The sequence below is a fragment of the Streptomyces sp. NPDC088923 genome, assembly GCF_044749745.1.
Classification (GTDB): Bacteria; Actinomycetota; Actinomycetes; order Streptomycetales; family Streptomycetaceae; genus Streptomyces.
The window spans coordinates 270,511-294,138 of record NZ_JBIVIO010000004.1 but is presented as its reverse complement, the minus strand read 5'-3'; the positions used below and the strand labels follow the sequence as shown (position 1 = coordinate 294,138).

General features: G+C 73.3%; 22 protein-coding genes. 12 read left to right on the top strand and 10 right to left on the bottom strand.

Features of this window, described 5'->3' with window-relative positions; all coding sequences use genetic code 11:
* The first annotated feature begins 113 nt into the window (after positions 1-113).
* The 5 genes from ACIP4O_RS19250 (at position 114) to ACIP4O_RS19230 (ending at position 4,349) form a co-directional block, all read left to right on the top strand.
* Positions 114-1,226: an aliphatic sulfonate ABC transporter substrate-binding protein gene (locus ACIP4O_RS19250; RefSeq protein WP_401575857.1), complete on the top strand. Its 1,113-nt coding sequence runs from the start codon at positions 114-116 to the stop codon at positions 1,224-1,226.
* Between the two features lie 90 nt (positions 1,227-1,316).
* The gene (locus ACIP4O_RS19245; RefSeq protein WP_401575855.1) at positions 1,317-2,111 is read left to right on the top strand and encodes an ABC transporter ATP-binding protein; all 795 of its coding nucleotides are present in this window, start codon (positions 1,317-1,319) and stop codon (positions 2,109-2,111) included.
* A complete protein-coding gene (locus tag ACIP4O_RS19240) occupies positions 2,098-3,009 on the top strand; it encodes an ABC transporter permease (protein WP_401575853.1) in 912 nt (303 codons plus the stop codon). Before ACIP4O_RS19245 ends, ACIP4O_RS19240 begins: the two co-directional genes overlap by 14 nt.
* Positions 3,010-3,012: 3 nt before the next feature.
* On the top strand, positions 3,013-3,783 hold the full coding sequence (locus ACIP4O_RS19235) for a sirohydrochlorin chelatase (RefSeq protein ID WP_401575851.1): 771 nt from the start codon (positions 3,013-3,015) through the stop codon (positions 3,781-3,783).
* Between the two features lie 26 nt (positions 3,784-3,809).
* On the top strand, positions 3,810-4,349 hold the full coding sequence (locus ACIP4O_RS19230) for a GNAT family N-acetyltransferase (RefSeq protein WP_401575849.1): 540 nt from the start codon (positions 3,810-3,812) through the stop codon (positions 4,347-4,349).
* 61 nt (positions 4,350-4,410) lie between these two features.
* Here the strand turns inward: ACIP4O_RS19230 and ACIP4O_RS19225 are convergent, their stop codons facing one another.
* Positions 4,411-5,424, bottom strand: a complete 1,014-nt coding sequence (locus tag ACIP4O_RS19225; RefSeq protein ID WP_401575847.1) for a ketopantoate reductase family protein — start codon at positions 5,422-5,424, stop codon at positions 4,411-4,413.
* Between the two features lie 207 nt (positions 5,425-5,631).
* Between ACIP4O_RS19225 and ACIP4O_RS19220 the strand changes: the two genes are divergently transcribed.
* Entirely contained in the window at positions 5,632-6,615 is a 984-nt protein-coding gene (locus ACIP4O_RS19220) for an acetylxylan esterase (RefSeq protein ID WP_401575845.1), read from the top strand.
* 40 nt (positions 6,616-6,655) lie between these two features.
* Here ACIP4O_RS19220 and ACIP4O_RS19215 read toward each other — a convergent pair whose 3' ends face one another.
* From ACIP4O_RS19215 to ACIP4O_RS19200, 4 genes are all read right to left on the bottom strand, one after another.
* Positions 6,656-7,144: a DUF4440 domain-containing protein gene (locus ACIP4O_RS19215; RefSeq protein ID WP_401575843.1), complete on the bottom strand. Its 489-nt coding sequence runs from the start codon at positions 7,142-7,144 to the stop codon at positions 6,656-6,658.
* On the bottom strand, positions 7,141-7,713 hold the full coding sequence (locus ACIP4O_RS19210; RefSeq protein ID WP_401575842.1) for a DUF1697 domain-containing protein: 573 nt from the start codon (positions 7,711-7,713) through the stop codon (positions 7,141-7,143). Before ACIP4O_RS19210 ends, ACIP4O_RS19215 begins: the two co-directional genes overlap by 4 nt.
* A gap of 171 nt (positions 7,714-7,884) precedes the next feature.
* A complete protein-coding gene (locus tag ACIP4O_RS19205; protein ID WP_401575840.1) occupies positions 7,885-9,327 on the bottom strand; it encodes a CDP-alcohol phosphatidyltransferase family protein in 1,443 nt (480 codons plus the stop codon).
* Positions 9,328-9,515: 188 nt separating this feature from the next.
* Entirely contained in the window at positions 9,516-10,019 is a 504-nt protein-coding gene (locus ACIP4O_RS19200; RefSeq protein ID WP_401575838.1) for a MarR family winged helix-turn-helix transcriptional regulator, read from the bottom strand.
* A 113-nt stretch (positions 10,020-10,132) separates the two neighbouring features.
* On the opposite strand from ACIP4O_RS19200, the gene ACIP4O_RS19195 reads away from it, so the two are divergent.
* Positions 10,133-11,254 (top strand): hypothetical protein, encoded by a 1,122-nt coding sequence (locus ACIP4O_RS19195; RefSeq protein WP_401575836.1) that lies wholly within the window; start codon positions 10,133-10,135, stop codon positions 11,252-11,254.
* Between the two features lie 446 nt (positions 11,255-11,700).
* Positions 11,701-12,552 (top strand): phosphotransferase enzyme family protein, encoded by an 852-nt coding sequence (locus tag ACIP4O_RS19190; protein WP_401575834.1) that lies wholly within the window; start codon positions 11,701-11,703, stop codon positions 12,550-12,552.
* A gap of 93 nt (positions 12,553-12,645) precedes the next feature.
* On the opposite strand, the gene ACIP4O_RS19185 is transcribed toward ACIP4O_RS19190, so the two are convergent.
* Together ACIP4O_RS19185 and ACIP4O_RS19180 are read right to left on the bottom strand one after the other, a co-directional pair.
* Positions 12,646-13,365 (bottom strand): 3'-5' exonuclease, encoded by a 720-nt coding sequence (locus ACIP4O_RS19185; RefSeq protein ID WP_401575832.1) that lies wholly within the window; start codon positions 13,363-13,365, stop codon positions 12,646-12,648.
* Positions 13,366-13,518: 153 nt separating this feature from the next.
* A complete protein-coding gene (locus ACIP4O_RS19180) occupies positions 13,519-14,760 on the bottom strand; it encodes an SAV2148 family HEPN domain-containing protein (protein WP_401575830.1) in 1,242 nt (413 codons plus the stop codon).
* Positions 14,761-15,270: 510 nt separating this feature from the next.
* On the opposite strand from ACIP4O_RS19180, the gene glgX reads away from it, so the two are divergent.
* A complete protein-coding gene (gene glgX, locus ACIP4O_RS19175; protein ID WP_401575828.1) occupies positions 15,271-17,415 on the top strand; it encodes a glycogen debranching protein GlgX in 2,145 nt (714 codons plus the stop codon).
* A gap of 168 nt (positions 17,416-17,583) precedes the next feature.
* Positions 17,584-20,010 (top strand): malto-oligosyltrehalose synthase, encoded by a 2,427-nt coding sequence (treY, locus tag ACIP4O_RS19170; protein ID WP_401575826.1) that lies wholly within the window; start codon positions 17,584-17,586, stop codon positions 20,008-20,010.
* Positions 20,011-20,154: 144 nt separating this feature from the next.
* On the opposite strand, the gene ACIP4O_RS19165 is transcribed toward treY, so the two are convergent.
* Positions 20,155-21,102 (bottom strand): hypothetical protein, encoded by a 948-nt coding sequence (locus tag ACIP4O_RS19165; RefSeq protein ID WP_401575825.1) that lies wholly within the window; start codon positions 21,100-21,102, stop codon positions 20,155-20,157.
* The gene (locus ACIP4O_RS19160; RefSeq protein WP_401575823.1) at positions 21,099-21,683 is read right to left on the bottom strand and encodes a PadR family transcriptional regulator; all 585 of its coding nucleotides are present in this window, start codon (positions 21,681-21,683) and stop codon (positions 21,099-21,101) included. Before ACIP4O_RS19160 ends, ACIP4O_RS19165 begins: the two co-directional genes overlap by 4 nt.
* A gap of 112 nt (positions 21,684-21,795) precedes the next feature.
* On the opposite strand from ACIP4O_RS19160, the gene ACIP4O_RS19155 reads away from it, so the two are divergent.
* Complete coding sequence (locus ACIP4O_RS19155) at positions 21,796-22,560, top strand: MerR family transcriptional regulator (RefSeq protein ID WP_401575821.1); 765 nt, start codon at positions 21,796-21,798, stop codon at positions 22,558-22,560.
* A complete protein-coding gene (locus ACIP4O_RS19150) occupies positions 22,557-23,321 on the top strand; it encodes a hypothetical protein (RefSeq protein WP_401575819.1) in 765 nt (254 codons plus the stop codon). Before ACIP4O_RS19155 ends, ACIP4O_RS19150 begins: the two co-directional genes overlap by 4 nt.
* Before the next feature lie 78 nt (positions 23,322-23,399).
* On the opposite strand, the gene ACIP4O_RS19145 is transcribed toward ACIP4O_RS19150, so the two are convergent.
* Positions 23,400-23,621: an antitoxin gene (locus ACIP4O_RS19145; RefSeq protein WP_401576241.1), complete on the bottom strand. Its 222-nt coding sequence runs from the start codon at positions 23,619-23,621 to the stop codon at positions 23,400-23,402.
* Positions 23,622-23,628 lie beyond the last annotated feature (7 nt).

Sequence of the window (23,628 nt, the reverse complement as noted above, 5' to 3'; positions counted from 1 at the left end):
CGCGCGCTCCCCGCGCTCCACCACCGAAGACCTTCCACCCGCCCCGAAGCCTCCTGACGACCCTCCCCCACGGGGAACCGACGAGGACCGGGCCAACGAGAGGACCCCCTCCCGTGCCTTCCGCAAGACTGCGCCGCTCGCTCGCCGCGGCCACCGCCCTGCCCCTGCTCACCCTCGTCGCCACGGCCTGCGGCTACGGCTCGGACGCGGACGACGGCGACAAGGCGTCGAAGGCGCCCGTCGCCGCCGGCACCAAGAAGCTCTCGGCGTCGAGCGTGCGGATCGGGTACTTCCCGAACCTCACCCACGCGACCGCCCTCGTCGGCATCGAGAAGGGCCTGTTCCAGAAGGAGTTGGGGGCGACGTCGGTCAAGCCGTCGACCTTCAACGCCGGACCCTCCGAGATCGAGGCGCTCAACTCCGGTTCGATCGACATCGGCTTCATCGGCCCCTCGCCCTCCATCAACGGCTTCACGCAGTCGCAGGGCAAGTCCCTGCGGATCATCGGGGGTTCCGCCTCCGGCGGCGTGAAGCTCGTCGTGAACCCGAAGAAGATCAAGTCGCTCGACGACGTCAAGGGCAAGCGCATCGCGACCCCGCAGCTCGGCAACACGCAGGACGTCGCCTTCCTCAACTGGGTGGCGGAGAAGGGCTGGAAGGTCGACGCGCAGAGCGGCAAGGGCGACGTCTCCGTCGTCCGGTCGGACAACAAGGTGACGCCGGACGCCTACAAGTCCGGTTCCATCGACGGGGCGTGGGTGCCCGAGCCGACCGCGTCGAAGCTCGTCTCGGAGGGTGCGAAGGAGATCCTCGACGAGCGGGACCTGTGGCCGGACAAGAAGTTCGTGATCACGAACATCATCGTGTCGCAGAAGTTCCTCGGCGAGCACCCGGACGTCGTCGAGGCGGTGCTGCGCGGCTCGGTCACGACGAACAAGTGGATCAAGGACAACGACGAGGCGGCGAAGACCGCGGCGAACGACGCGCTGAAGAAGCTGAGCGGCAAGGCGCTGCCGGCCGAGCAGCTCGATCCGGCGTGGAAGTCCATCGAGATCCTCGACGACCCGCTCGCCGCCACGCTCCAGGCCGAGGCCGACCACGCGGTCAAGGCGGGGCTCCTCAAGAAGCCGCAGCTCAAGGGGATCTATGACCTCGGGCCGCTCAACAAGGTGCTCAAGGCCGAGGGGCGGCCGGCCGTGGACGACGCCGGTCTCGGCGTGAAGTAGCGGCTGGGGGCGCGGTACCGCCGTACCGCGCCCCGACCCCGTACCTGCCCCCAAGTCACCATCCCCCGAACCGTCTTCAGGAGGTGTCCCATGGCGACGACGTACGCCGAGGCCACGGACGGCAGTACGCGTGACGCGGGCCCCGCGGCCCGGCTCGCCCACGTCTCCAAGTCCTTCTCCACCCCCGCCGGGCAGCACCTCGTGCTCGACGACATCTCGCTCGACGTCGCCCCCGGCGAGTTCGTGACCCTGCTCGGGGCCTCGGGCTGCGGCAAGTCGACGCTGCTCAACCTCGTCGCCGGGCTCGACGCGCCCTCGGCGGGCGAGATCAGCACGCCGGGCGCGCGGCCCGCGCTCATGTTCCAGGAGCACGCGCTGTTCCCGTGGCTCACGGCGGGCAGGAACATCGAGCTGGCGCTCAAGCTGCGCGGGATGCCGAGGCCCGAACGGCGCGCGCGTGCGCAGGAGTTGCTGGACGTCGTACGGCTCGAAGGGGCGTACGGGAAGCGGGTGCACGAGCTGTCCGGCGGGATGCGGCAGCGCGTGGCGCTCGCCCGCGCGCTGGCGCAGGACAGCCGGCTCCTGCTCATGGACGAGCCGTTCGCCGCGCTCGACGCGATCACCCGGGACCTGCTGCACGACGAGCTGACCCGGGTGTGGCGCGAGACGCGGCTCTCGGTGCTCTTCGTGACGCACAACGTGCGTGAGGCGGTGCGGCTCGCCGAGCGCGTCGTGCTGCTCTCCTCGCGTCCGGGACGGATCGCGCGCGAGTGGCGCGTGGACATTCCGCAGCCGCGCCGTATCGAGGACACCGCCGTGGCGGAGCTGTCCGCCGAGATCACCGAGGAACTGCGGGGGGAGATCCGCCGTCATGGCCAGCACTGAGACAAGCACCCGGCTGAACAAGGACACGGGGAGGGAGGGGGACGGCGACCTCGCCGGGCTCGACGCGCTCGAAACGGCGGGCGGCGGGAGCGGCACGGGGCGCGCCGGAGCGCGCGAGGTGCTGCTCCGCAAGGTCCTGCCGCCCCTCGTCTCGGTCGTCCTGGTCCTCGCCGTGTGGCAGATCCTCGTCTGGGCGAAGGTCACCGACTCCTACAAGCTGCCCTCGCCGGGCGCGGTGTGGGGCGAGCTGAGCGAGTCGTGGACCCAGGGGAAGCTGCTCGGTTACATCTGGACGAGCGTCTCGCGCGGCCTCTTCGGCTTCCTCCTCGCGCTCGTCATCGGCACCCCGCTCGGGCTGCTCGTCTCGCGGGTGCGGTTCGTGCGCGCGGCGATCGGGCCGATCCTGTCCGGGCTCCAGTCGCTGCCCTCGGTCGCGTGGGTGCCGCCCGCCGTGCTCTGGCTGGGGCTCAACAGCTCGATGATGTACGCCGTGATCCTCCTCGGCGCCGTGCCCTCGATCGCCAACGGCCTCGTCTCCGGCGTCGATCAGGTGCCGCCGCTGTACCTGCGGGCCGGGCGCACGCTCGGTGCGACGGGCCTGCGCGGGACGTGGCACATCGTGCTGCCCGCCGCGCTGCCCGGCTACCTCGCGGGGCTCAAGCAGGGGTGGGCGTTCTCGTGGCGCTCGCTCATGGCCGCCGAGATCATCGCGTCCTCGCCCGATCTCGGCATCGGTCTCGGGCAATTGCTGGAGAACGGCCGTACCAACAGCAGCATGTCGATGGTGTTCTTCGCGATCTTCCTCATCCTGATCGTCGGCATCGCGATCGACCTGCTCATCTTCAGCCCGCTGGAGCGCAGGGTGCTGCGCACGCGCGGGCTGCTCGTCAGGAGCTGAGCCATGCACGCCCCCCGCCCCGCGCTCCTGGTCGTCGCACACGGCAGCCGCGATCCCCGTCATGCCGCGACGGTGCGCCAACTCGTGGCGCGGGTGCGGCGCTTGCGTCCCGGGCTCGGCGTGGAGTCGGCGTTCCTCGACTTCGCCGAGCCGTCCGTGCCGGACGCGCTGGCGCGGCTCGCGGCGGCGGGAGCGCGCGAGGTCGTCGCGCTGCCGCTGCTGCTCACGCGCGCCTTCCACGCCAAGAGCGATATCCCGGCGGTGCTCGAAGCGGCGACGCGCGCGCTGCCGGGGCGAGGCGTGCGGGTGCGGCTCGCGCGCGTGCTCGGCCCCTCGCCGCTCCTGACGGCGGCCCTGGAGCGGCGGCTCGCGGAGGCCGGGGTACGGCGGGCCGAGCGCGCGTCGACCGCTGTCGTGCTCGCCTCGGCCGGGTCCACCGACCCGGAGGCCGCCGCGGTGCTCGAAGGGCTCGCGCGGCAGTGGCGGGGCGCGGGCTGGGGAGCGGTGCGCCTCGCGTTCGCCTCGGCGCGCGGTCCGCGCACGGAGGAGGCGGTACGGGAGCTGCGCGCGGCGGGCTGGACGCGGATCGCGGTCGCCCCGTACGTCCTCGCGCCCGGCTTCCTGCCCGACCGCATCGCGCGGGGCGCGCGCGAGGCGGGCGCGGATCTCCTGGCCCAGGCGCTGGGGCCCGCGCCCGAGGTCGCGCGGCTGCTCGTACGGCGGTACGAGGACGCGCTGTTCGCGGGGACGCCCCGGCTCGCCGCGGCAGCCTGACGTACAACCGTTCGAAGTTCCCCACTATGGTGGGCCGGGTGACTCCGGAACTGCGCACCGAGCGCCTGGTACTGAGCCCGTACGTCCGTGCCGACGAGGAGGACTTCGTCTCCCTCTTCCAGACGGCCGCCTTCGGCGAGCACTTCGGCGACGGCATGCAGTCGCCCGAGCAGGACCGCGCCCTGTTCGCGCGCATCTTCAGCTACGTCTACGCCGAGGAGCGCTTCCCCGTGTGGGCGGTGCGACTCGACGGGGCGTATGCCGGGCACGCCGAGATCAAGCCCTCGCCCGCGCCGTGGCTCGACGGGCACGAGATCGTGTACGGCCTCGCCCCGCGCCACCAGCACCAGGGCCTCGGCACGGAGGTCGCGGCGGCGCTCACCGCGTACGGCCACGAGACCCTCGCCCTCGCCGAGGTCCACGCGACGGTCGACTCCCACAACGCCCCGTCCCTCACCCTCCTCGAACGCCTCGGCTACGAGCGTCGCCGCGAGGTCAAACAGGACGACGGCCACGTGACATGCCTGCTGACCTCGACGGCAAAGGGGTGGGCGGCACGCGGCTGAGGCCGCCGCCGGCGCGGGGCGTGTCCCGGCAGGGGGCCGCCCCCTTCCCGTCCCGCCGCCCCTATCCCTCTACCGCGGCCACGATCCGTTCCCGCACCTCCGCGAGCGTGTACGCGCCGGGGCCGCCGCCCGTCCTCGCCAGCTCGTTGACGAGCCTGCGCAGGGTCTCGTTGACCGGCGTGGGGACGCCGTGCAGACGGCCGAGGAGGACGATCTCGCCGTTGAGCCAGTCGGCCTCGACCGAGACGGCCCCGCGCCTGAGGCTCTGCCACGTGGAGCCGCCGCCGCGCGGGACACCGGGCACGGGGAGCAGCCGCATGCGCGCGCCGCGCGCGCGGCCGGCCTCCTCCTCGCCCACCGCCGCGATCCCGGCCGCTTCGAGTACCGCGACGCCCTCCGCGCGCGCCTCGGCGACGAGGCCGAGGGCCTCGGGGCCTTCGAGCGGCCCGACGAGCGCCTCGATCGCGTTGGGGAGGTTGTCGAGCAGCTTGGCGTACTTCCAGGGCATGACGTCCTCGGGCAGCGGCGCGTCGAAGTGGCTCGCGCGCAGGTCGGCGGCGACGGCTTCGAGCGCGGGCTCGGGGCGGCCCGGCGGGTACGTGCCGAGGTGGAGGATGCCGGTGAGCGGGGCACCGCCCGCGCCGACGACGCCCGCTTCGAGGTACGTGGACGGCAGCCACACGCACACGCCGACGACCCGCGCGAAGCGGCGCAGCGCCATGCGCTCGTTCGCGACCCCGTTCTGGAAGCACAGCACCGGGAGCCGCTCCCCCGCCGTCCCGCCGCCCGCGACGGGCCGCGCCGCCCACGCGTCGAGCGCCGCCACGCTGTCCTGGCTCTTGACGGCGAGCAGCAGCACGTCGTCAGCGCGCAACCGCCCCAGTTCCTCCGGCCCGCCCACCACGGGCAGCCGGTGCACGTGCTCCCCGTCGGGCGTCACGAGCCGCAGCCCGTCCCGCTCCAGGGCCTCCCGGTGCGCCCCGCGCGCGACGCACACCACCTCGCGTCCGCTCCCCGCGAGCCGCGCCCCGACCGTCCCGCCGACGGCCCCTGCCCCGATCACGATGTATCGCATACGGGGAGCCTGCCACAGGCTCCGCCGCCGGGACAGGCGCTCCGCGGGCCCCTCGCACCTCAGCCCGCGGGAAGCGCTTTCCCGTGCGCCGTTCCCCCGGCGGGGACCGGCGGCATAGCGTGGGCGTCGCACCGTCGCCCCGTGCCGCCCGGGAGCGACGTACCGTACTCGTGCTGTCACGCACCGCGTGTTTGAGGAGAGGCCCCCATGGCCCTGTTCGACCTGTCCGTCGACAAGCTGCCCGGCTACCGCAGCGCCTCCGTGGAGCCGGAGGACTTCGACGCCTTCTGGACCCGGACGCTGACCGAGACCCGCGCGCACCCGCTCGACGCCCGTTTCGAGCGCGTCGACGTGCCGCTGACGACCGTCGAGGTGTACGACGCGAGCTTCTCGGGCTTCGGGGGCGACCGGATACGCGGCTGGCTCGTCCTGCCCGCGGGGACGAGCGAACCACTGCCGCTCGTCGTCGAGTTCCTCGGCTACGGGGGCGGGCGCGGCCTGCCGCACACGCACCTGCTCACCGCGAGCGCGGGCTACGCGCACTTCGTGATGGACACGCGCGGCCAGGGCGCGGGCTGGGGCGGCGGCGACACCGTGGACCCGGGCGGCAGCGGCCCCGCCGTGCCCGGGTACATGACACGCGGCATCGACGACCCCGACACGTACTACTACCGGCGGGTCTTCACGGACGCCGTACGGGCCGTGGAGGCGGCGCGCGCCCACCCGCTGACCGACGCGAGCCGCACCGTCGCCACGGGGACCAGCCAGGGCGGCGGGATCACGCTCGCGGTCGGCGGCCTCGTGCCCGATCTCGCCGGGATCGCGCCCAACGTGCCGTTCCTGTGCGACTTCCCGCGCGCGACGACGCTCACCGACAAGCACCCCTACCGCGAGATCGGCGCCTACCTCAACGTCTTCCGCGACCGCGTCGCCGCCGTGCGCTCCACGCTCGCCTACTTCGACGGCGTGCACTTCGCCGCGCGCGGCACCGCGCCCGCGCTCTTCTCGACGGCCCTGGAGGACCAGGTCTGCCCGCCGTCGACGGTGTACGCGGCGTTCAACGCGTACCCGGTCGCGGAGAAGGACATCAAGGTCTACGAGTTCAACGGCCACGAGGGCGGCGGCACCCACCAGGAGGCGGCCCGACTGGCGTGGCTGCGGGGGCTGGAGGGGTTCGGGCTGGGGGACTGACAGAGGCGGCGGACGGGCGCGCTGCCAGCCGGAAGCGGTCTCACGTGGTGTCGTCGTCCGAGGTGTACGGCGTCCCCTGGTGGAACCACAGCGACCACTCCCCCGAGCCGGGCTCGCGGCGCCACAGCGAGGTGCGGTGCACGGTGCGGTCGCCGTCGTCGGTGTCCCAGCGCAGGTGCACGAGATCGGGGGCGAGCCGGGTCGCGGTCATGGCCGTGACCCGGCTCGGCGCGTCCCCGGCGTCGTACGAGGAGGCACTCGCGGGCGAGAGCACGGTGGCGACCGAGGCACGGTCCCACAGCCGCCCCGAGGCGCCGATCTCGTGGAACTCCGGATGGAGGTCGCGCAGGAGGGCGGCCGGATCGCGGCGCACCTCGGGCCGGAGCATCCGCAGCTCGCGGGCGACGACCTCGGCGAGATCGGGGTCGTCGTGGAAGCCGTGGTTGTCGGGGTCGTCGTGGGAGCCGGGGTCGTCGTGGGAGCCGTGGTTGTCGTGGGAGCCGGGCTCCCGGAGCGTGTCGGCCGTCATGGCCCCGTATCCTCCTCCGCCCGCTCCGCGAGGGCGAGGAGTTTCTTCACCGTGTTCCACGTGCGGGTCGTCGTGAAGAGGCCCGGGAGGCGGGCGGGACGCAGGAGTTCGGTGGCGAGGGCGGAGCGGCTGACGCCGTCCGGGGTGTGCAGGTAGAGGACGCGGTCACCGATGCGGTAGTCGTCCGGGGCGTGGGCGGCGGCGTCGAGCCCGGCGAAGCGGGCGGGGTCCGCGGGGCCGGAGAGGAAGACGAGCTGGAGCCGCGAGCCGTGGAAGGTGCCTTCGGGGTACGGGTTCGCGGCGAGCGCCGCCCGCAACCGCGCGGTGTCGAGCACCAGGACGGGGACGGCGAAACCGAACTCCCGCTCCAGGACCTCGGCCAGCTCCGCGGCGTGCTCCCCGGGCGGGCGTGGCTCGCCCGGGACGAAGACGACGTTCCCGCTGTTGAGGTGGGTGCGCACGGCCCGGTGCCCGAGCCCGGTGGTCAGTTCGCGCAGCCGCGCCATCGGCACCTTGTGCGCCGTCCCCACGTTCACGCCCCGCAGCAGGGCGACCGAAGCACTCGTCATGCCCGCACCGTAGCCGCCGCGACGGACAGCGGCCGGGTGGAAGGCGCGCGGCGGCCAGGAGAGCCCGGAGGCGGCCGGGAAAGCCGCTCCCCCCGGTGCCGTGAGGCAACCGGGGGGAGGACCGCGACAGCGGCGGGGCCGGTCTTCTCCGGCCTCGCGCGACAGCGGGTGTCAGGAAGGCGAGTCCGGGGACCGCGGGGCTTCCCGCTCGCCGCGCTGGGCCGGCACCTGCGTACCGAAGGCGATGGTCTGCCCCTCCTGCGCCTGCTGCCCCGGGTAGGCGGCGCCGGTCGCGTCGGCGACGCGCGCGAGCTGCTCCTCGGCGAGGGCCGGGGGCGGCAGCGGTATGGACTCCAGGGTGCGGCCGAAGTCGCGCGTGGAGAGCAGCAGCTTGTAGACGATGGCCAGCTCGAAGACGAGCATGAGCACCGCCGAGACGAGCGTCGCGCCGAGGACCACGTTGAAGAGCGGCCCGACGATGAAGACGCCCATCTGGAACTCGATGCCGCTCACGAGGTGCGGGCGGATGCGGTGCCGCAGAAGCGCGGAACGGAAGCGCAGGTAGAGGGGGAACTTCCGGCGGAACTCCTGCTGGAGGTCGATGACCTGCTTCTTCTTGACCGGCGGGGTGTCCTCGTCGCTCAGCTCGCTCACACCGGGCAGGTCGGCGCCCGAGGGGTCCTTGACGGTCGGGTCCTGCTCGTCGAGGTCCTCGGAGCCGGGCAGGTCGACCGCGGCGCCCCCGGCCGTCGTCGCCTCGCGGCGCTCCCCGGCGGCGTACGCGTGCCTGGAGCGCGCGGCGGCCGTGGCCCCGGCGGGCTCCGCGCTGCCGTCCTCGTCCGGGTCGACGGGCGCGTTCGTCCCCGCCGCGCGGTTGAGGTCCTGCTCGATGTCGGCCTCGGGGTTGGCGCGCAGGAGGTCCTCCATGAAGGCGACCTGCTCGCTGTTCTGCGCCTTGCGCGCGGCACGCATCCTGGCCTTGATCTGACGCCGCATGGTGAGGCGGGTCTTGAAGGTCTCCAGGGCGTTGATGTACCGCAGCGCGTCGCAGAAGACGACGAGCACCGCGAGCCAGATGTAGAGCGTGTTGTCGCTGCGGTGGTACTGGCCCCACATGAGCGCCACGGCACAGGCGGCGACGCGGATGCGGTCGAAGATGTAGTCGAGCCACGCGCCGAAGACGGAGCCGCGTCCGGTGAGGCGGGCGACCTTCCCGTCCATGCAGTCCAGGACGAAGCTGAAGTGGTAGACGACCGCGCCGAGGACGATCCACTGCCAGTCGCCGAGCGCGAAGAGCGCCGCCGAGCCGAGGCCGAGGATCAGCGCCGCCCACGTGATCTGGTTCGGGGTGATGCGCGTGTACCGCGCGGTGAGCCGGACGAGGGGCGTCGCGAGCGGGTCGACCAGCAAAACGGTCCACCACGCGTCGCGCTTCTTCTGCACGAGCTTGCGCACTTCGCGCACCGGCGGGGTGCTGCGGCGGTCGTACGGGGCGGGAGCGCCCTGCGCCGGAGCGGCGGCCTGTCCCGGCACGACCGGGGCGGGGGATGGTGCGGCTTCGCCACCGGGAGGCGTGGGGTCCGTGGGGGCGAGCGTTTCGTGCTCGTGAGGCATTCTCGTTTTCCTGCCGTTGCGGAGAGTTCACCTCACGGTAGAGACGTGTTCAGCAAAGAAACAAGAGTCTTCCGGTGCAACCCTCCGGTCACCCTGGAGGTCTCCTCGCCCGAAAGGCCGCTCGACGCCCACAACTTCTTCATATTCCGCGCGCGTTATTCCCGCGTTATCCATTGGGCGCCACGTTGTTATTCAACGAGCGGAACGCTTTCACCTCCGGACTCGTCACCGGCCTCGCCGGCGGCTCCGTTGTACCGCAGGAGGTACTCGGCGAAGCGGTCCAGGTCGGCCGCGCCCCAGTCGGCGAGGCGACGCCGAAAGGCTTGCCTGCGCGCCTCGTTCACCTGCGCGAGCACCTCCACGCCGTGGGCGGTCAGGTGCAGCACGTGGACCCGCGCGTCCACGGGGTCGACGCCGCGCGCCACGAGCCCGGCCCGTTCGAGAACGGACACCTGGCGACTGATGGTCGACTTGTCGAGCAGGTAATGCGTGGCCAGGTCGGTCGCACGGCAGCCCGGCTGATATTCGACGTGACTCAGCAGCGTGAAGGAAACGAGCGACAATTCGGGGTGCATATGCGCCGCGATCCCCCTGGCCCTGCGCGCGAAGGCCGTCATTTCACGCTGAATGATCTCCAGGGCGGCATCCCTCTCATGTGCCGCGCCCCCCGCCGCGTCGTGCGCCACGTACACCGCCTCCTCCAGTTGGTTGTATAGTACAACGTAAGCACATGGTTGCATTTGCCAACCACCCCGGCCGCCGTCGCCCGTCCCCGGCACGGCGCGGTTCCACAGGAGTACTCCCGATGAGTTCAGCCGAAGCCCCGGCGCCCAGCAGGGCCCGCGATCTGGCCGCGGCCCGTCATGTCCTGGTCCATCTGCTGACCCCGATGCTCATGTGCGTCGGCATGGGCCTCGCCTACCTCGGCGCCTTCGTCAACCCCTCGCCGCACCACATGCCGGTCGCCGTCGTCGGCGCCGGCCCCAGCACCGCCGCGCTCGCGCAGACGATCCACGACAAGGCAGCGGCGGCGGGCGAGTCACTCGACGTACGCACGGTCCCCGACCGCGACGCGGCGCACCACCTGCTCATGGAGCGGCAGCTCTCCGGCGCCTTCGTCCCCTCGGACGCGGCGCCCGAGCTGCTCGTCGCCAGCACGAACGCCGATACGAGCGCCACGGTGGCCCAGAAGGTCTTCACCCCGCTCGCCACCGCGCAGGGCAAGCCGCTCAAGGTCACCGACCTCGCCCCGCCCGCCCACGGGGACCCCACGGGGCAGGGTGTCTTCTTCTTCCTCGTCGCCGTGAGCATCGGCTCGTACGCCTCCGTCGCGGTGCTCGGCGGAGCGGGTGCCGTGCTGAGGATGCGGACCAGGGCCGCGTTCGTCCTCGTGACGTCCTTCGCCGTGAGCCTCATCGGCGCGGCGCTCGCGGGGCCCGTCTTCCACGTCGTCTCGCACGGGCTGTGGGGGGTGTGGGCCATGGCCTGGCTCTACTCGGCCGGCATCCTCTTCCTCGGCGTGGGCCTGCACACCTTCCTGAAGCGGTGGACGACGCTCACGATGATGATCCTCTTCGTGATGCTCAACTTCACGACGTCCGGCGGTCTGTACCGTCCCGAACTCCTCAACGGCTTCTTCGGCGCGCTCCACTCCTTCTGGAACGGCGCGGGCCTGGTCGAAGGCCTGCGCAGCCTCGTCTACTTCGATCACGTCGGCCTCGGCCGCCACGTCCTCACGCTCGCGGTCTGGCTCGTCGTGGGCCTGCTCGCGATGACAGTGGCCGGCCTGTACGAGCGACGCCGCCGCACCGCCCCGGCCGCGGCTCCCGAGCCGCCGCACCACCACGCGGCCCTTCCGGTGGAGGAGGAGACGCCGGAGGAGCACGAGGAGCGGGAGGAGGAGATGGACGAGTCGGTGGGCGTATAGCCGTTTAGCACAGAGGACGATCCCGGCCGACCGGCCTGTGGACAACTACGGCGAACCCGCCCGCGCTCTCACTCGAACCGGTGAGGCGTTGTGCGGGTTCGCCGTAGTTGTCCACAGATTTCGCGGGAGGGGGCGGAAGGGGGGTGGAGGGGGTGGGGGGGGTTGGGAGACTTGTATAGGGGTCGCCCCCCGGGCGGGAGGGGGCTGCCACCCGGACGGGAAGAGGCTGCCACCCGGGTCCGGGCGGGAGGGACGGCAGGGGCCCGCCACCCGGACAGGAGCGGGCTGCCACCCGGGCCCGGCCAGCAGGAACGAGAGCGGCCCGCCACCCGGACGTCACCGGCCTGTCCCCCGGTGGGAAACTAGCCCTTGGCGTCCCCGCGCGGCCGGGGCGCCCTGACCACAGCACGGCGGGCCCCGCGGGGGCCCGGCAGGGGAGGCGGACGATGGACGAGTCGCGGGCGCGCGAGGTGCTGGCCTCGGCGGGGCTCGACACGGGCGCGGAGCTGATGGTGCTCGGCGAGAACGCGGTCTTCGCCTCCGGGGACCTCGTGATCAAGGTCGGACGGGCACCCGAGCTGCTCGACCGGGCACAGCTCGCGCTCCGTATCGCGGACTGGCTCAAGGAGAGCGGTGTCCCCGCCGTGCGCGCCGCGCGCTCCGAGCCGCTCCTCGTCGAGGGCCATCCCGTCACGCTGTGGGAGCGGCTGCCGGAGGCGAGCGGGCTCGCGACCCCCGCCGACCTCGCGGCGCTCCTGCGGCAGGTCCACGCGCTGCCCGCCCCGTCCTTCGGCCTGCCCCGGCGCGAACTCCTCGGCGGCGTCGAGCGCTGGCTGCGGCTCGCGGGGGACGCGATCGACCCGGCCGACGCGGCCTTCCTGCGCGAGCGCCGCGACGGCTTCGCCCCTGCCGCCGCCGCGCTCACCCCGCACCTGACGCCCGGCCCGATCCACGGCGACGCGCTCCCGCGCAACGTACTCGCCGGAACCGACGGGCCCGTCCTCTCGGACCTGGAGACCTTCTCCTTCGACCTGCGCGAGCACGACCTCGTCGTGATGGACCTCTCGCGGGACCGCTACGGCCTCCCCACCGAGTCCTACGAGGACTTCGTACGCGCCTACGGCTGGGACGTGCGCGAGTGGGAAGGGCGGCTCACGCTGCGCGGGGCACGCGAGACGGCGAGCTGTGCGTGGGTCGCGCAGCACGCCCCGTCGAACCCGGCCGCGCTGACCGAGTTCCGGCGCCGTGTGAACTCGCTGCGGGACGGCGACACGACCGTGCGGTGGTACCCCTTCTGAGCCCCGTCGCTCAAGACGCTCCCCGCACCCCCACGCGCTGACCAGGGCTCACATGGGACGCCTCGCGCGCACGGCGACCCGCTCCCCTCGCCCTCAGGCCGCCGTCCGCTGACGCGGGATCACCGGCCACGCCCCCTCCACCACCGCGTCCGGCTTCGTGCGGCGCAGGTACTCCTGGAGGCTCGCGGACTGGCGGGCCGCCGCGTCGATCTGGAGGCGGTGCAGCTCGGCGGCGGGCAGCGCGCCGAGGCCGGGGTGGTGGGCGCCGAGGCTGCGGGCGAGGAGAGTTGCCGCGAGGGCGTCGGAGCGGGCGTCGTGGGCGGTGTCGAGGCGGACGCCGTAGTGGCCGCACAGCGCGGCCAGGACGCGGCTGCCCCTGCGGTAGCGGTCGGCGTGCTTGTCGAGGACGAGCGGGTCGATCACCGGGGCCGGTTCCGCGCCGAGCCTCTCGGCGAGCGCGGGCACGCCGTGGCGGCGGCACTCGCGGTCGAGGAGCGAGAGGTCGTAGCGCGCGTTCATCACCACGAGCGGGGTGCCCGCGCGCAGTTCGGCGGCGAGCGCCTCGGTGATCTCCGCGACGGCGCCCCGGGCGGGGGCGCCCTCGGTGCGGGCGCGCGCGGTGGGGATGCCGTGTATCGCGGTGGCCTCGGCGGGGATCTCGACGCCCGGGTCGAGCAGCCACGTACGGGTGTGCGCGACGGCGCCCGAGGCGTCGAGGCGTATCACGGCGGCGGTGACGATGCGGTCGTGCTCGACGTCGGTGCCCGTGGTCTCCAGGTCGAAGCCGGTCAGCGGCCCCTCGTACCAGGTCATGTGTGTCTCCCTCGGCGTGTTCGGCGACGTGTCCCCCCGTCCGGGCGCCGCGTGGTCCCCACCCTCGCACGCGCCTGTGACAGTGCCCCCGTACCCCCGGCGCGCCCGCCGCAAGGGCACGCGGCCGTGGGGACCGGCAGCCGTGAGGGGTCCTCAGGACACCGGCCGGGCGTCCGCCCACGCCGATTCGAACTCCTCGCGGTACGTGTCGAAGAGGCCGCCCTCGCCGTCGGCGGCCCCGCGCACGAGGCGTCCCCCGCCCCGTACCACCAGGACCGGGGACTCCATGCCGCGGGCCCGGCGCAGGTAGGGCTGGACGACGGCGACGCCGTCCGCCGTGTCGCCGTCGACGAGGTAGGCGCCCGTGCGCGGGGTCTCGTCGATGACCTGTATCTCGAAGGCGCCGGGGTCGCGCAGCCGGGCCCGTACGCGCCGCATGTGGAGGATGTTCATCTCGACGCTGCGGCTCATCTCGCCTCTTCTGAGGCCCAGTTCGCGTTCGCGGCGCTTGACGGCGCTGCTCGCGGGGTTGAGGAAGAGGAGCCGCGTGCGGCAGCCCTCCTCGGCGAGGCGGACGAGGCGGCGTCCGGAGAAGTTCTGGACGAGGAGGTTGAGGCCGATGCCCATCGCGTCGAGTCTGCGGGCCCCGGCGAAGAGGTCCTCGGCGGGGAACTGCCGCAGGAGGCGCACGCGGTCGGGGTGGACCGCGACGACGTCCGCGTACCGGTCGCCGACGAGGTCTTCGACGGCGTCGACGGGGAGGCGGCGGGTCGAGGGGACGCCGGTGCCCGCCGAGAGCATGTCGAGGAGCCGGGCCGAGGCGCGTTCGGCCTGGGCGAGGACGCTCGGGTTGAGGGCGCGGTTGCGCGAGACGACGTTGCGCGCGACCTCCAGTTCGTCGAGCGCCAGCTCGACGTCCCTGCGGTCGTCGAAGTACGGCTCGAAGCAGGGCCAGTGGCTGACCATCAGTTCGCGGAGCTGGGGCAGCGTCAGGAAACTGAGCACGTTGTCGTCGGCGGGGTCGAGGAGGTAGCCCTTGCGGCGGCTGACCTCGCGCACGGCGATGGCGCGCTGGACCCACTCCTGCCCGGCGGGCCCGGCGGCGGCCGTCACCCAGTCCTCGCCGTGCACCGGTACGTACACGGGGCGCAGTACGGCGGCGACGACGGCGCGCAGCCGTTGTTCGACGAGATTGAGCCACACGTAGACGCGGCCCGCGCGCTGGGCCCTGGTGCGGACCTCTTCCCACTCCTTGGGGCCCCAGTCCAGCTCGGGGCCTATCTGCGGGGAGACGTCCACGGTGCCCGTGAGCGGGGCCGGCGGGGGCGGGCGGTCCGCCGTGGAGCCCTCCGCGCCGCCGCCTTCGCCAGGTGGCAGCTCCAGCCCTCCCGACACCCGCACACCGCCCCTTCGTCCCACTTCCGCAGCGTCTGCCGCCCCTGTTCAACGATCAAGGAAGACTACTCCGGACGGGGGCCCGGGTGCAGCCGGAGGCCATGGCTCCCTTTCCCCCCGCGCGGCCGGCGAAACGGTCCCGCGCGGGGGCGCGGACGCGGCGTGGACGGTGCGCGCAGGCGGGGTGAGCGGGGCGGGGAGGCCTCGCGGTGATCACCTGACCGGCGGTGTACAGACCGGGGCGGTCCGACCGGGGGCCGTACCGATCTCGCCATAATCGCTCATCAGGCTGAATTTCCGACGAAGGGCTTGACGCCTTTCGGGCGCTCGGACCGGCGCGAATCCGCGCTTCCGCCCCCTCGCCGCCCCCGCCGCCACCCGCGCCTCGTTCGTACGTCGGTGTGGTCGCGGCCCCGGCGGGACAGAAGTCCTACGGGAGCGGCCCCTCTTCCGGGAGACTCGGGCCCATGGTGGCCCTTCCCGCGGGCCGGAAACGGAAGAGTCGAGTTCATGCAGCTCTGGCCAGGTGAGGCATATCCGCTCGGCGCCACGTACGACGGCGCCGGGACGAACTTCGCGGTCTTCTCGGAGGCCGCCGACCGTATCGAGCTGTGCCTGCTCCACGACGACGGCTCGGAGAGCGCGGTGGAACTGCGCGAGTCCGACGCCTTCGTCCGGCACGCCTATCTGCCCGGGGTGATGCCCGGTCAGCGGTACGGCTTCCGCGTGCACGGCCCGTACGAGCCGGCGCGCGGGCAGCGGTGCAACGCGGCGAAGCTCCTCCTCGATCCGTACGCGAAGGCGATCAGCGGGTCGATCGACTGGGGCGAGGCGGTGTACGGGTACCACTTCGGCGCGCCCGACAAGCGCAACGACCTCGACTCGGCCCCGTACACGATGGCGTCCGTCGTCGTGAACCCCTACTTCGACTGGGGCGACGACCGTCCCCCGCGCACCGACTACCACCGCACGGTCCTGTACGAGGCGCACGTCAAGGGCCTGACGATGCGCCACCCCGATCTGCCGGACGAGCTGCGCGGCACGTACGCGGCGCTCGCGCACCCCGCGATCATCGGGCACCTGACCGAGCTGGGCGTGACCGCGCTCGAACTCATGCCGGTGCACCAGTTCGTCAACGACCACCGGCTCGCGGACGCGGGGCTCGCGAACTACTGGGGCTACAACACGATCGGTTTCTTCGCCCCGCACAACACGTACGCCTCGTGGGGCGACCGGGGCCAGCAGGTCCTGGAGTTCAAGTCGGCGGTACGGGCGCTGCACGAGGCGGGCATCGAGGTGATCCTCGACGTCGTCTACAACCACACCGCCGAGGGCAACCACCTGGGCCCCACGCTCTCCTTCCGCGGCCTCGACAACGCCTCGTACTACCGGCTCACCGAGGACCCGAAGTACTACATGGACACGACGGGCACCGGGAACTCGCTGCTCATGCGCTCCCCGCACGTCCTCCAGATGATCATGGACTCGCTGCGGTACTGGGTCACGGACATGCACGTGGACGGCTTCCGCTTCGACCTCGCGGCGACGCTCGCGCGGCAGTTCCACGAGGTGGACCGGCTCTCGTCCTTCTTCGACCTCGTACAGCAGGACCCGGTGGTCAGCCAGGTCAAGCTGATCGCGGAGCCGTGGGACGTGGGCGAGGGCGGGTACCAGGTGGGGAACTTCCCGCCGATGTGGACGGAGTGGAACGGCAAGTACCGCGACACGGTGCGCGATCTGTGGCGCGGGGAGCAGGGTTCGCTCGCCGAGTTCGCCGGGCGGCTGACCGGCTCCTCGGACCTCTACCAGGACGACGGGCGCCGCCCGCTCGCCTCGATCAACTTCGTCACGTGCCACGACGGCTTCACGCTGCGCGACCTCGTCTCGTACAACGAGAAGCACAACGCGGCGAACGGCGAGGACAACCGGGACGGCGAGAGCCACAACCGCTCCTGGAACTGCGGCGCGGAGGGCGAGACCGAGGACGCGGGTGTCAACGAGCTGCGGGCCCGGCAGACGCGGAACTTCCTCGCGACGCTGATGCTCTCGCAGGGCGTGCCGATGCTGAGCCACGGCGACGAGTTCGGGCGTACGCAGGGCGGCAACAACAACGCGTACTGCCAGGACAACGAGCTGGCGTGGGTGAAGTGGCCGGAGGAGGGCGGCACGGGCGAGGACGGCGCGGGGGACGGCGAGGAGGCAGCGCTCGCCGCGTTCACGCGCGCGATGGTGTGGCTGCGCCGCGACCACCCGGTCTTCCGGCGCCGCCGCTTCTTCCACGGTCGCCCCGTCGAGGGCACGCACGACGAGCTGTCCGACATCGCGTGGTTCACGCCCGAGGGCGCCGAGATGACGCGGGGCGACTGGGACGGGGCGACGGCGAGCGCGATGACCGTCTTCCTCAACGGCAACGCGATCTCGGAGCCGGGCCCGCGCGGCGAACGCATCCAGGACGACTCCTTCCTCCTCATGTTCAACGCCTCGCCGCAGGACCTCGAATTCGTCATCCCCGTCAACCACGGCAAGGAGTGGCAGGTCGTCGTCGACACCTCCCGCGCGGACGGCCTCCCGCCGGGCACGGGCGTCAAGGCGGGCGCGGGCCAGCGGCTCGAACTGCGGGACCGGAGCCTGGTGGTGCTCCAGCGGCCCGCGTGAGGCACGGTGGGGGTACGGAGGCGGGGCGGCGGTACGGGTACGGGGCGACCCGTACCGCACGGCGCCCCGCCCCGTACCTCCCGCTCCCCCGCTCCCGTTCACCCGTCCGGTCCATCCGCCCGCGCGCCCGATGACACACTCGCCCGCCACGCGGGTACACAACCCCCCATGACCTCCGACTCGTCCCGCGCCCCCGAAGCGGTCTTCGCCCCGCCGACCGCGACCTACCGGCTCCAGCTCACGCCCGGCCGCGGTTTCGCGGACGCGGCGGAACTGGTCCCGTACCTCGCCTCGCTCGGCGTCTCGCACCTGCACCTCTCTCCCGTCCTGGAGGCGGTGCCCGGCTCGCAGCACGGCTACGACGTGACCGACCCGACGCGGGTGCGGGAGGAGCTGGGCGGCCGGGCGGGGCTGCTCGCGCTCGCCGGGACGGCCCGCGAGCACGGGCTCGGGCTCGTCCTCGACCTCGTCCCCAACCACATGGCCGCCTCGCCCCGGTACACGCGCGCGCTGTGGCACGTCCTGCGCGAGGGGCCCGAATCCCCGTACGCGCGCTGGTTCGACCTGGACTGGGCGGGCGGCGGCGGGCGGCTCCTGCTCCCGGTGCTCGGCGGCCGGCTCGCCGACGTACAGGACCAACTGACCGTGACGGACAGAGAGCTGCGCTACCACGAGCACGCCTTCCCGCTCCGTGAAGGCACCGAGCACCTGCCGCTCGACGAGCTGCTCGACGCGCAGTGGTACCGGCTCGCGTGGTGGCGCCTGGCCCGTACCGAGCTGAACTACCGCCGCTTCTTCACCATTTCGGAGCTGATCGGGGTGCGGCAGGAGGACCCGGAGGTCTTCGCGGCGACGCACGGTCTCGTCCTGGACCTCATGGCGGCGGGGGCCGTGCGGGGCCTGCGCATCGACCACCCGGACGGGCTCGCCGACCCCGGCGGCTACTTGCGGCTCCTCGGGGAGCGCGCGGCGGAGGTCGTGCCCGGCGGGCACTGGACCGTCGTGGAGAAGATCCTCGCGGACGGCGAGGCGCTGCCCGAGGGCTGGCCGGTCTCGGGCACGACGGGGTACGACGCGCTGCGCCACGTCGACGGCGTGTTCACCGACCCGGCCGGCCACGGCGAACTCCTCACCCGCTACCGCGCGCTCGCCGCGCCCGCCGAGGCGCGCGGGGGCGCGTGGCCGGCGACGGCGCGCGCGGCGGCGCACCACGTCGTGACGCACGAGCTGGCGGCCGAGGTCGAGACGCTCGTGCGGTACGCGGCGCGGATCGCGCGCGAGGACGTCGCGGTGCGCGACCACGCCCCCTGGGCGCTGCGCACCGCGCTGCGCGAACTCCTCGTCCGGGTCCCCGTCTACCGCCCCTACCCGGCGCGCGACGCGGGCGCCGCGCCCGAGGACGTGCTCTCGGCGCAGGCGGCCGAGGAGGCCTCGGCGCTCTTCGCGGTGCCCGAGGAGGCGGAGACGGTGGCGCTGGTACGGGACCTCGCGCTCGGCAGGCGCGGGGACGGGCCCGCCTACGAGGCGTTCAGGACCCGGTTCGCGCAGACCGCGTCGGCGCTGCGCGCGAAGTCCGTCGAGGACTTGGCCTTCTACCGGTACGTGCCGCTGCTCTCGGTGAACGAGGTGGGCGGCGACCCGGGCGCGCCCGCGCTCTCGCCCGACGTGTTCCACGCGTACTGCGGGCGCGTGCAGCGCGACTGGCCGCTGACGGGCACGGTGCTCTCGACGCACGACACGAAGCGCAGCGCGGACGTGCGCGCGGCCATCGCGGTGCTGAGCGAGGTGCCCGAGCGCTGGGCAGCGTTCCTCGCGGAGGCCGCCGCGGCCTGCCCCGCGCCCGATCCGCACCTCGGCTGGGCGGCCTGGCAGCTCGCCTTCGGCTTCGGCATCGCGGACGCGGAACGGCTCGGCGAGGCGCTGCTCAAGCACGTACGGGAGGCGGGGCTGCGCACGTCGTGGACGGAGCAGGACGGGGCGTACGAGGAGGAGGTGCGGCGCTTCGTCGCGGCGGGCCCGTGCGGGCCGCTCGGCGGCCGGCTCGCCGAACTGCGCGCCGAACTGGCGCCGTACATCCGGGCGAACGTCCTCGGCGGCGCGCTCCTGCACCTGACGATGCCGGGCGTCCCCGACGTCTACCAGGGCACCGAGACGGAGTCGCGGACGCTCGTGGACCCGGACAACAGGCGTACGCCGCCGGACGTACGGGACACGCTGCGGTCCCTGGACGAGGGCCGCGCGCCGCGCGACCTCCCCGAGGAGAAGCTCGCCCTGACCGCCGCCGCGCTGCGCCTGCGCCGCGAGCGCCCCGACTGCTTCGGCGAGGACGCGTCGTACGCTCCGCTGCCCGCGAGCGGCCCCGGGGCGTCCCACTGCCTCGCGTTCGTCCGCTCGGACCGCGTCCTCACGGCGGTCACGCGGCTCGCGGCGCGGCTCGCGGAAGGGGGTGGCTGGAACGGCACGGTGCTGACGCTGCCGCCGGGTCGCTGGCAGGAGGTGGCCGGGGAACGCTCCTACCAGGTCTACGAGGGCGGAGTCCCGTGCGCCGACCTGTTCGCCACCGCCCCGGTCGCCCTCCTCGTCCGCACCGACTGACCCCGATTTCCCGCCAGTCCCGTCCCCCCTCGTTGACGCCCCGCCCCACGACTCCCTACGGTCTGGACCACCGCCGCCCCGGCGACCCGGAACCCCGGTGCCCACACCCCGGCGCCCCGGCGTCCCGGGCGCGGCGGTACCCGATCACGCGTACCGCTCCACCAGCCCCCGCAGCACCTCGAACGCGGGCTTCGGCTCGTAGGTGTCCGTCATGACGCCGAAGCGGTGGAAGAGCCCGGGCCGCGCGCTGTCCGCGTCGCGGAGGGCGAAGTGGGTGTACGCGGCGACTCCGGGTGCGGCGGCGGCCAGGTGTACGACCGTCTCGACGCTCTCGGCCTGGCGCTCGGGGGAGCGGTCCGGGCCGGTCGGCCAGCCGTGTTCGGTGATGTGGAGCGGGAGTTCGGCGAGACCGGCGGGGGCGAGGACCCTCTCGCGGTGGTGGCGGAGGAGGCCGGAGACGGTTGCCGCGAACTCGGTGGGCGGTACCGGGCGGAAGACGTCAGGGAAGAAGTCGAGGCCGATGTAGTCGAGCGCCGCCGTGAAGTCCTCGCCGCCCTCCCGTACGAGGTCCGCGACGAATCCGGCCGCCGGGCCGAACAGCGGTGTCGTGTTGAAGCCCGTGCGCAGGTGCGTGTGGCCGAGCGCGCGGGCGTGCTCCTTGACGGCCCGCACGCCCGCGATGATCGCCTCGCGCACGCGCGGGTAATGCCCGTCGAGCACCGGGTTGCCGACGACGTTCGGCTCCTCGGTGACCTGGAGCGTGTCCGTCACGGCCCCGTACCGCTCGACGAGCGCGCGCAGCCAGTCCTGGTACCCGGCCACGTCGCCGGAGGCGGAGCGGTACTGCGCGACGAGGTCGAGGCGGCGGCCCCGTACGGCGTACCGCTCCGCGTCGGCGGGGGTCGCGGTGGCGAGGAAGCCGCCGTTCCCGTCCTCGTAGTGCAGGTAGGCGCGGACGAGGAAGGGGCGGCCCGCCGCGCCCTGGAGCCGGTCGAGCGCGTCGCCCACGCGCGCGGGGTCGTCGGGCGCGCCGGTCGCGAGTCCACCGCTGTCGTCGCCCGTCGCACCGCCGGGGTAGATGCCGAAGATCACGCGGACTCCTTCGCGGTGGGCCAGGCGAGCGTTCCGGCGCGGATCTCGTCCACGAGCCCGTGCAGCCAGTCGTGTTCGGCGCGCGCGAGCGTCAGCGCGTACTCCGCCTCGATGACGAAGAGGCGCGGGACTCCTTGCGCGTGCGCTTCGGCCAGGCGCTTCTCGTCCTTGGCGATGCGGGTTCCCAGGCGCGTGGCGCGTTCGGTGAGCGCGGACTCGGCGCCGCGCGGACCGAGTGCGCCGAGGCGGGCGACGGCGCCGAGGAAGCGGGAGAACTCGCGACGCGGGTCGCGGATCTCCGCGTCGAGGCGGCGGACGAGTTCGGCGCGGCCCTCGGGGGTGAGCGTGTAGACGGTCCGCTCGGGGCGGTTCCCCTCGCGTTCGCGGCCCAGCGGGGCGATCCAGCCGGCCTCGGCGAGGGCGGTGACGGTGTGGTAGACGGTGCCCCGGTGGGCGGCCGTGGCCCGGGCCTCGCCGCCCGCCTTGAGTGCGGCGAGGAGGTGGTGGGGGTGTGCGTCGCCCTCCAGGAGGAGGCCGAGGAGGTCGGGGACGAGGGGGTTGTCGAGAGCGCGTCGCGGCATGACCGGAAACTAGCAGTCTAAATAGACTATGGGCAAAGGCCCAGGTGATCCCCCGTTCGCCGCCCGCGCGAGCCCTTGTCCTTGTCGCGACGTCAAGGTTTCTACTGGCCTCATGCGTATCGGAGAGCTGGCCGCCGTGGCCGGGGTGAGCACCCGGACCGTTCGCCACTACCACCGGATCGGCCTGCTGCCCGAGCCGGCCAGGCAGCCCAACGGCTACCGCGAGTACGGCCTGCGGGACGCCGTCGAGCTGGCCCGGGTGCGGCGGCTGACGGAGCTGGGCCTGAGCCTCGACGAGGTGCGGGACGCGCTGGCCGACGACGCGGGCAAGGACCTCGCGGAGATCCTCGCCGAGCTGGACGCCGACCTCGCGCGCCAGGAGGAGACGATCCGGCGGCGGCGCGCCCGGCTGCGGGACCTCCTGGCGCAGGCGGAAGCGGAGGGCGGACTGCCGCCCGAGGCCCCCGTCTCGCCCGCGCTCGCCACGCTCTTCGCGGACTTCGACCGCGCCGCCGCGCACCTGCCGGGCCCCGAACCCGACTCACTCGCACTCGACCGCCGCCTCCTGGCGCTGCTCGACACCTCGGCGCCCGCCCCATGGCTCGGCCCGCTGGCCGAGGCGTTCACGACGGACCCGGCGACGACGCACCGCGCGTACGAGCTCTACCGGCGCCTCGACGAGCTCGCGGACGCCGCGCCGGACGACCCTCGCGTCGAGGACACGGCCCGCGAAGTGCTCGCACTCCTCCCCGCGGAGCTCGCCGTGGGGGACACCCCCGACAACGGCTTCCTCGACGCCGTGTTCGAGGACTTCGCCCCGGCCCAGGCGGCGGTCCTGCGCCGCGTACTCACCCTCCTGAAGGAGCGGACGCCATGAGAACACCGCTCATCCAGCACCAACTGACCTTGTGGCGCGACCTGTCGCGCCGGCTGGGACGCCGGGGCCCGGACGGCGTCGCCGAGGGCGACATCGCCGCCCCGTACGCGCCCGCGCAGTCCGCGATGATGTACGGCCTGCTCTTCGTCGCCGTCGCCGAGACGGTCGCCCTCGCGGTCGTGATCCCCTGGCCGTGGCTGCACGTGCCGGTTCTCGTCCTCGACCTGTGGGGCTGCTGGTACGTCCTCGCCCTGCACGCCTCGTGCGTCGTGCGCCCGCATGTCCTGAAGGCCGACGGCTCCCTGCTCCTGCGCTACGGACCGCTCCTCGACGTCACTGTCCCCGCCTCCCGCATCGCGCGCCTTTGCGCGGACCGCGCCTACCCGGAGGCGCGCCTCGGCGCGGTGACCGCCTCGGGCACGGCGGACCTCCCGGTCGGCGGCATGACGACGCTGACGGTGGAACTGACCGAACCCCTCCCCTTCACCCGCCCCCTGGGCGCCCGCGCCGAGGCCCGGGCCTTCCGCTTCCACGCGGAGAACGCGGCGGAGGTGGCACGGACCTGGCGGTGCGTACGGGAGGTGGGGGAGGCAGTCGGGCAGGGTACGGCCCCGGAGCCGCCCCACCCGCAGGCCCCTCAGTCGATCCAGAGCGGCATCGCCTCGCCCGAGGCCGCCGCTCGGCCGAAGAAGTCCGTGAGCCGGGAGAACGGTTCGCGGGCCCGCTCCAGGGACGCGGGCGAGTCCCAACCCAGGGCGTAGACCCCGGCCCGGGTCAGCTCGGCAGCACCTCGCGCGTCAATCCCGAGCCGCACCCCAGCCCCCACCCGCCCCGCTGCCTCAGTCCTCGCCCAGCTTCTCGTCCGCCCTGCGCTTCTCCCCCAGCTTCTCCACGAAGTCCTGTGCCTTGTCGACGCCCGTGTCGATCTTCTCGCTGTACTTGCCGTCCGTGCGGGCATCGATGAAGTCGCCGGCCTTCTCCAGGCCGCCCGCGATCTTCTCGTGGTGCTCCCCGGCCAGTTCCTCGGCCTTGTCCTTGAAGTTCTTCAGGCTGTCGAACAACCCTGAC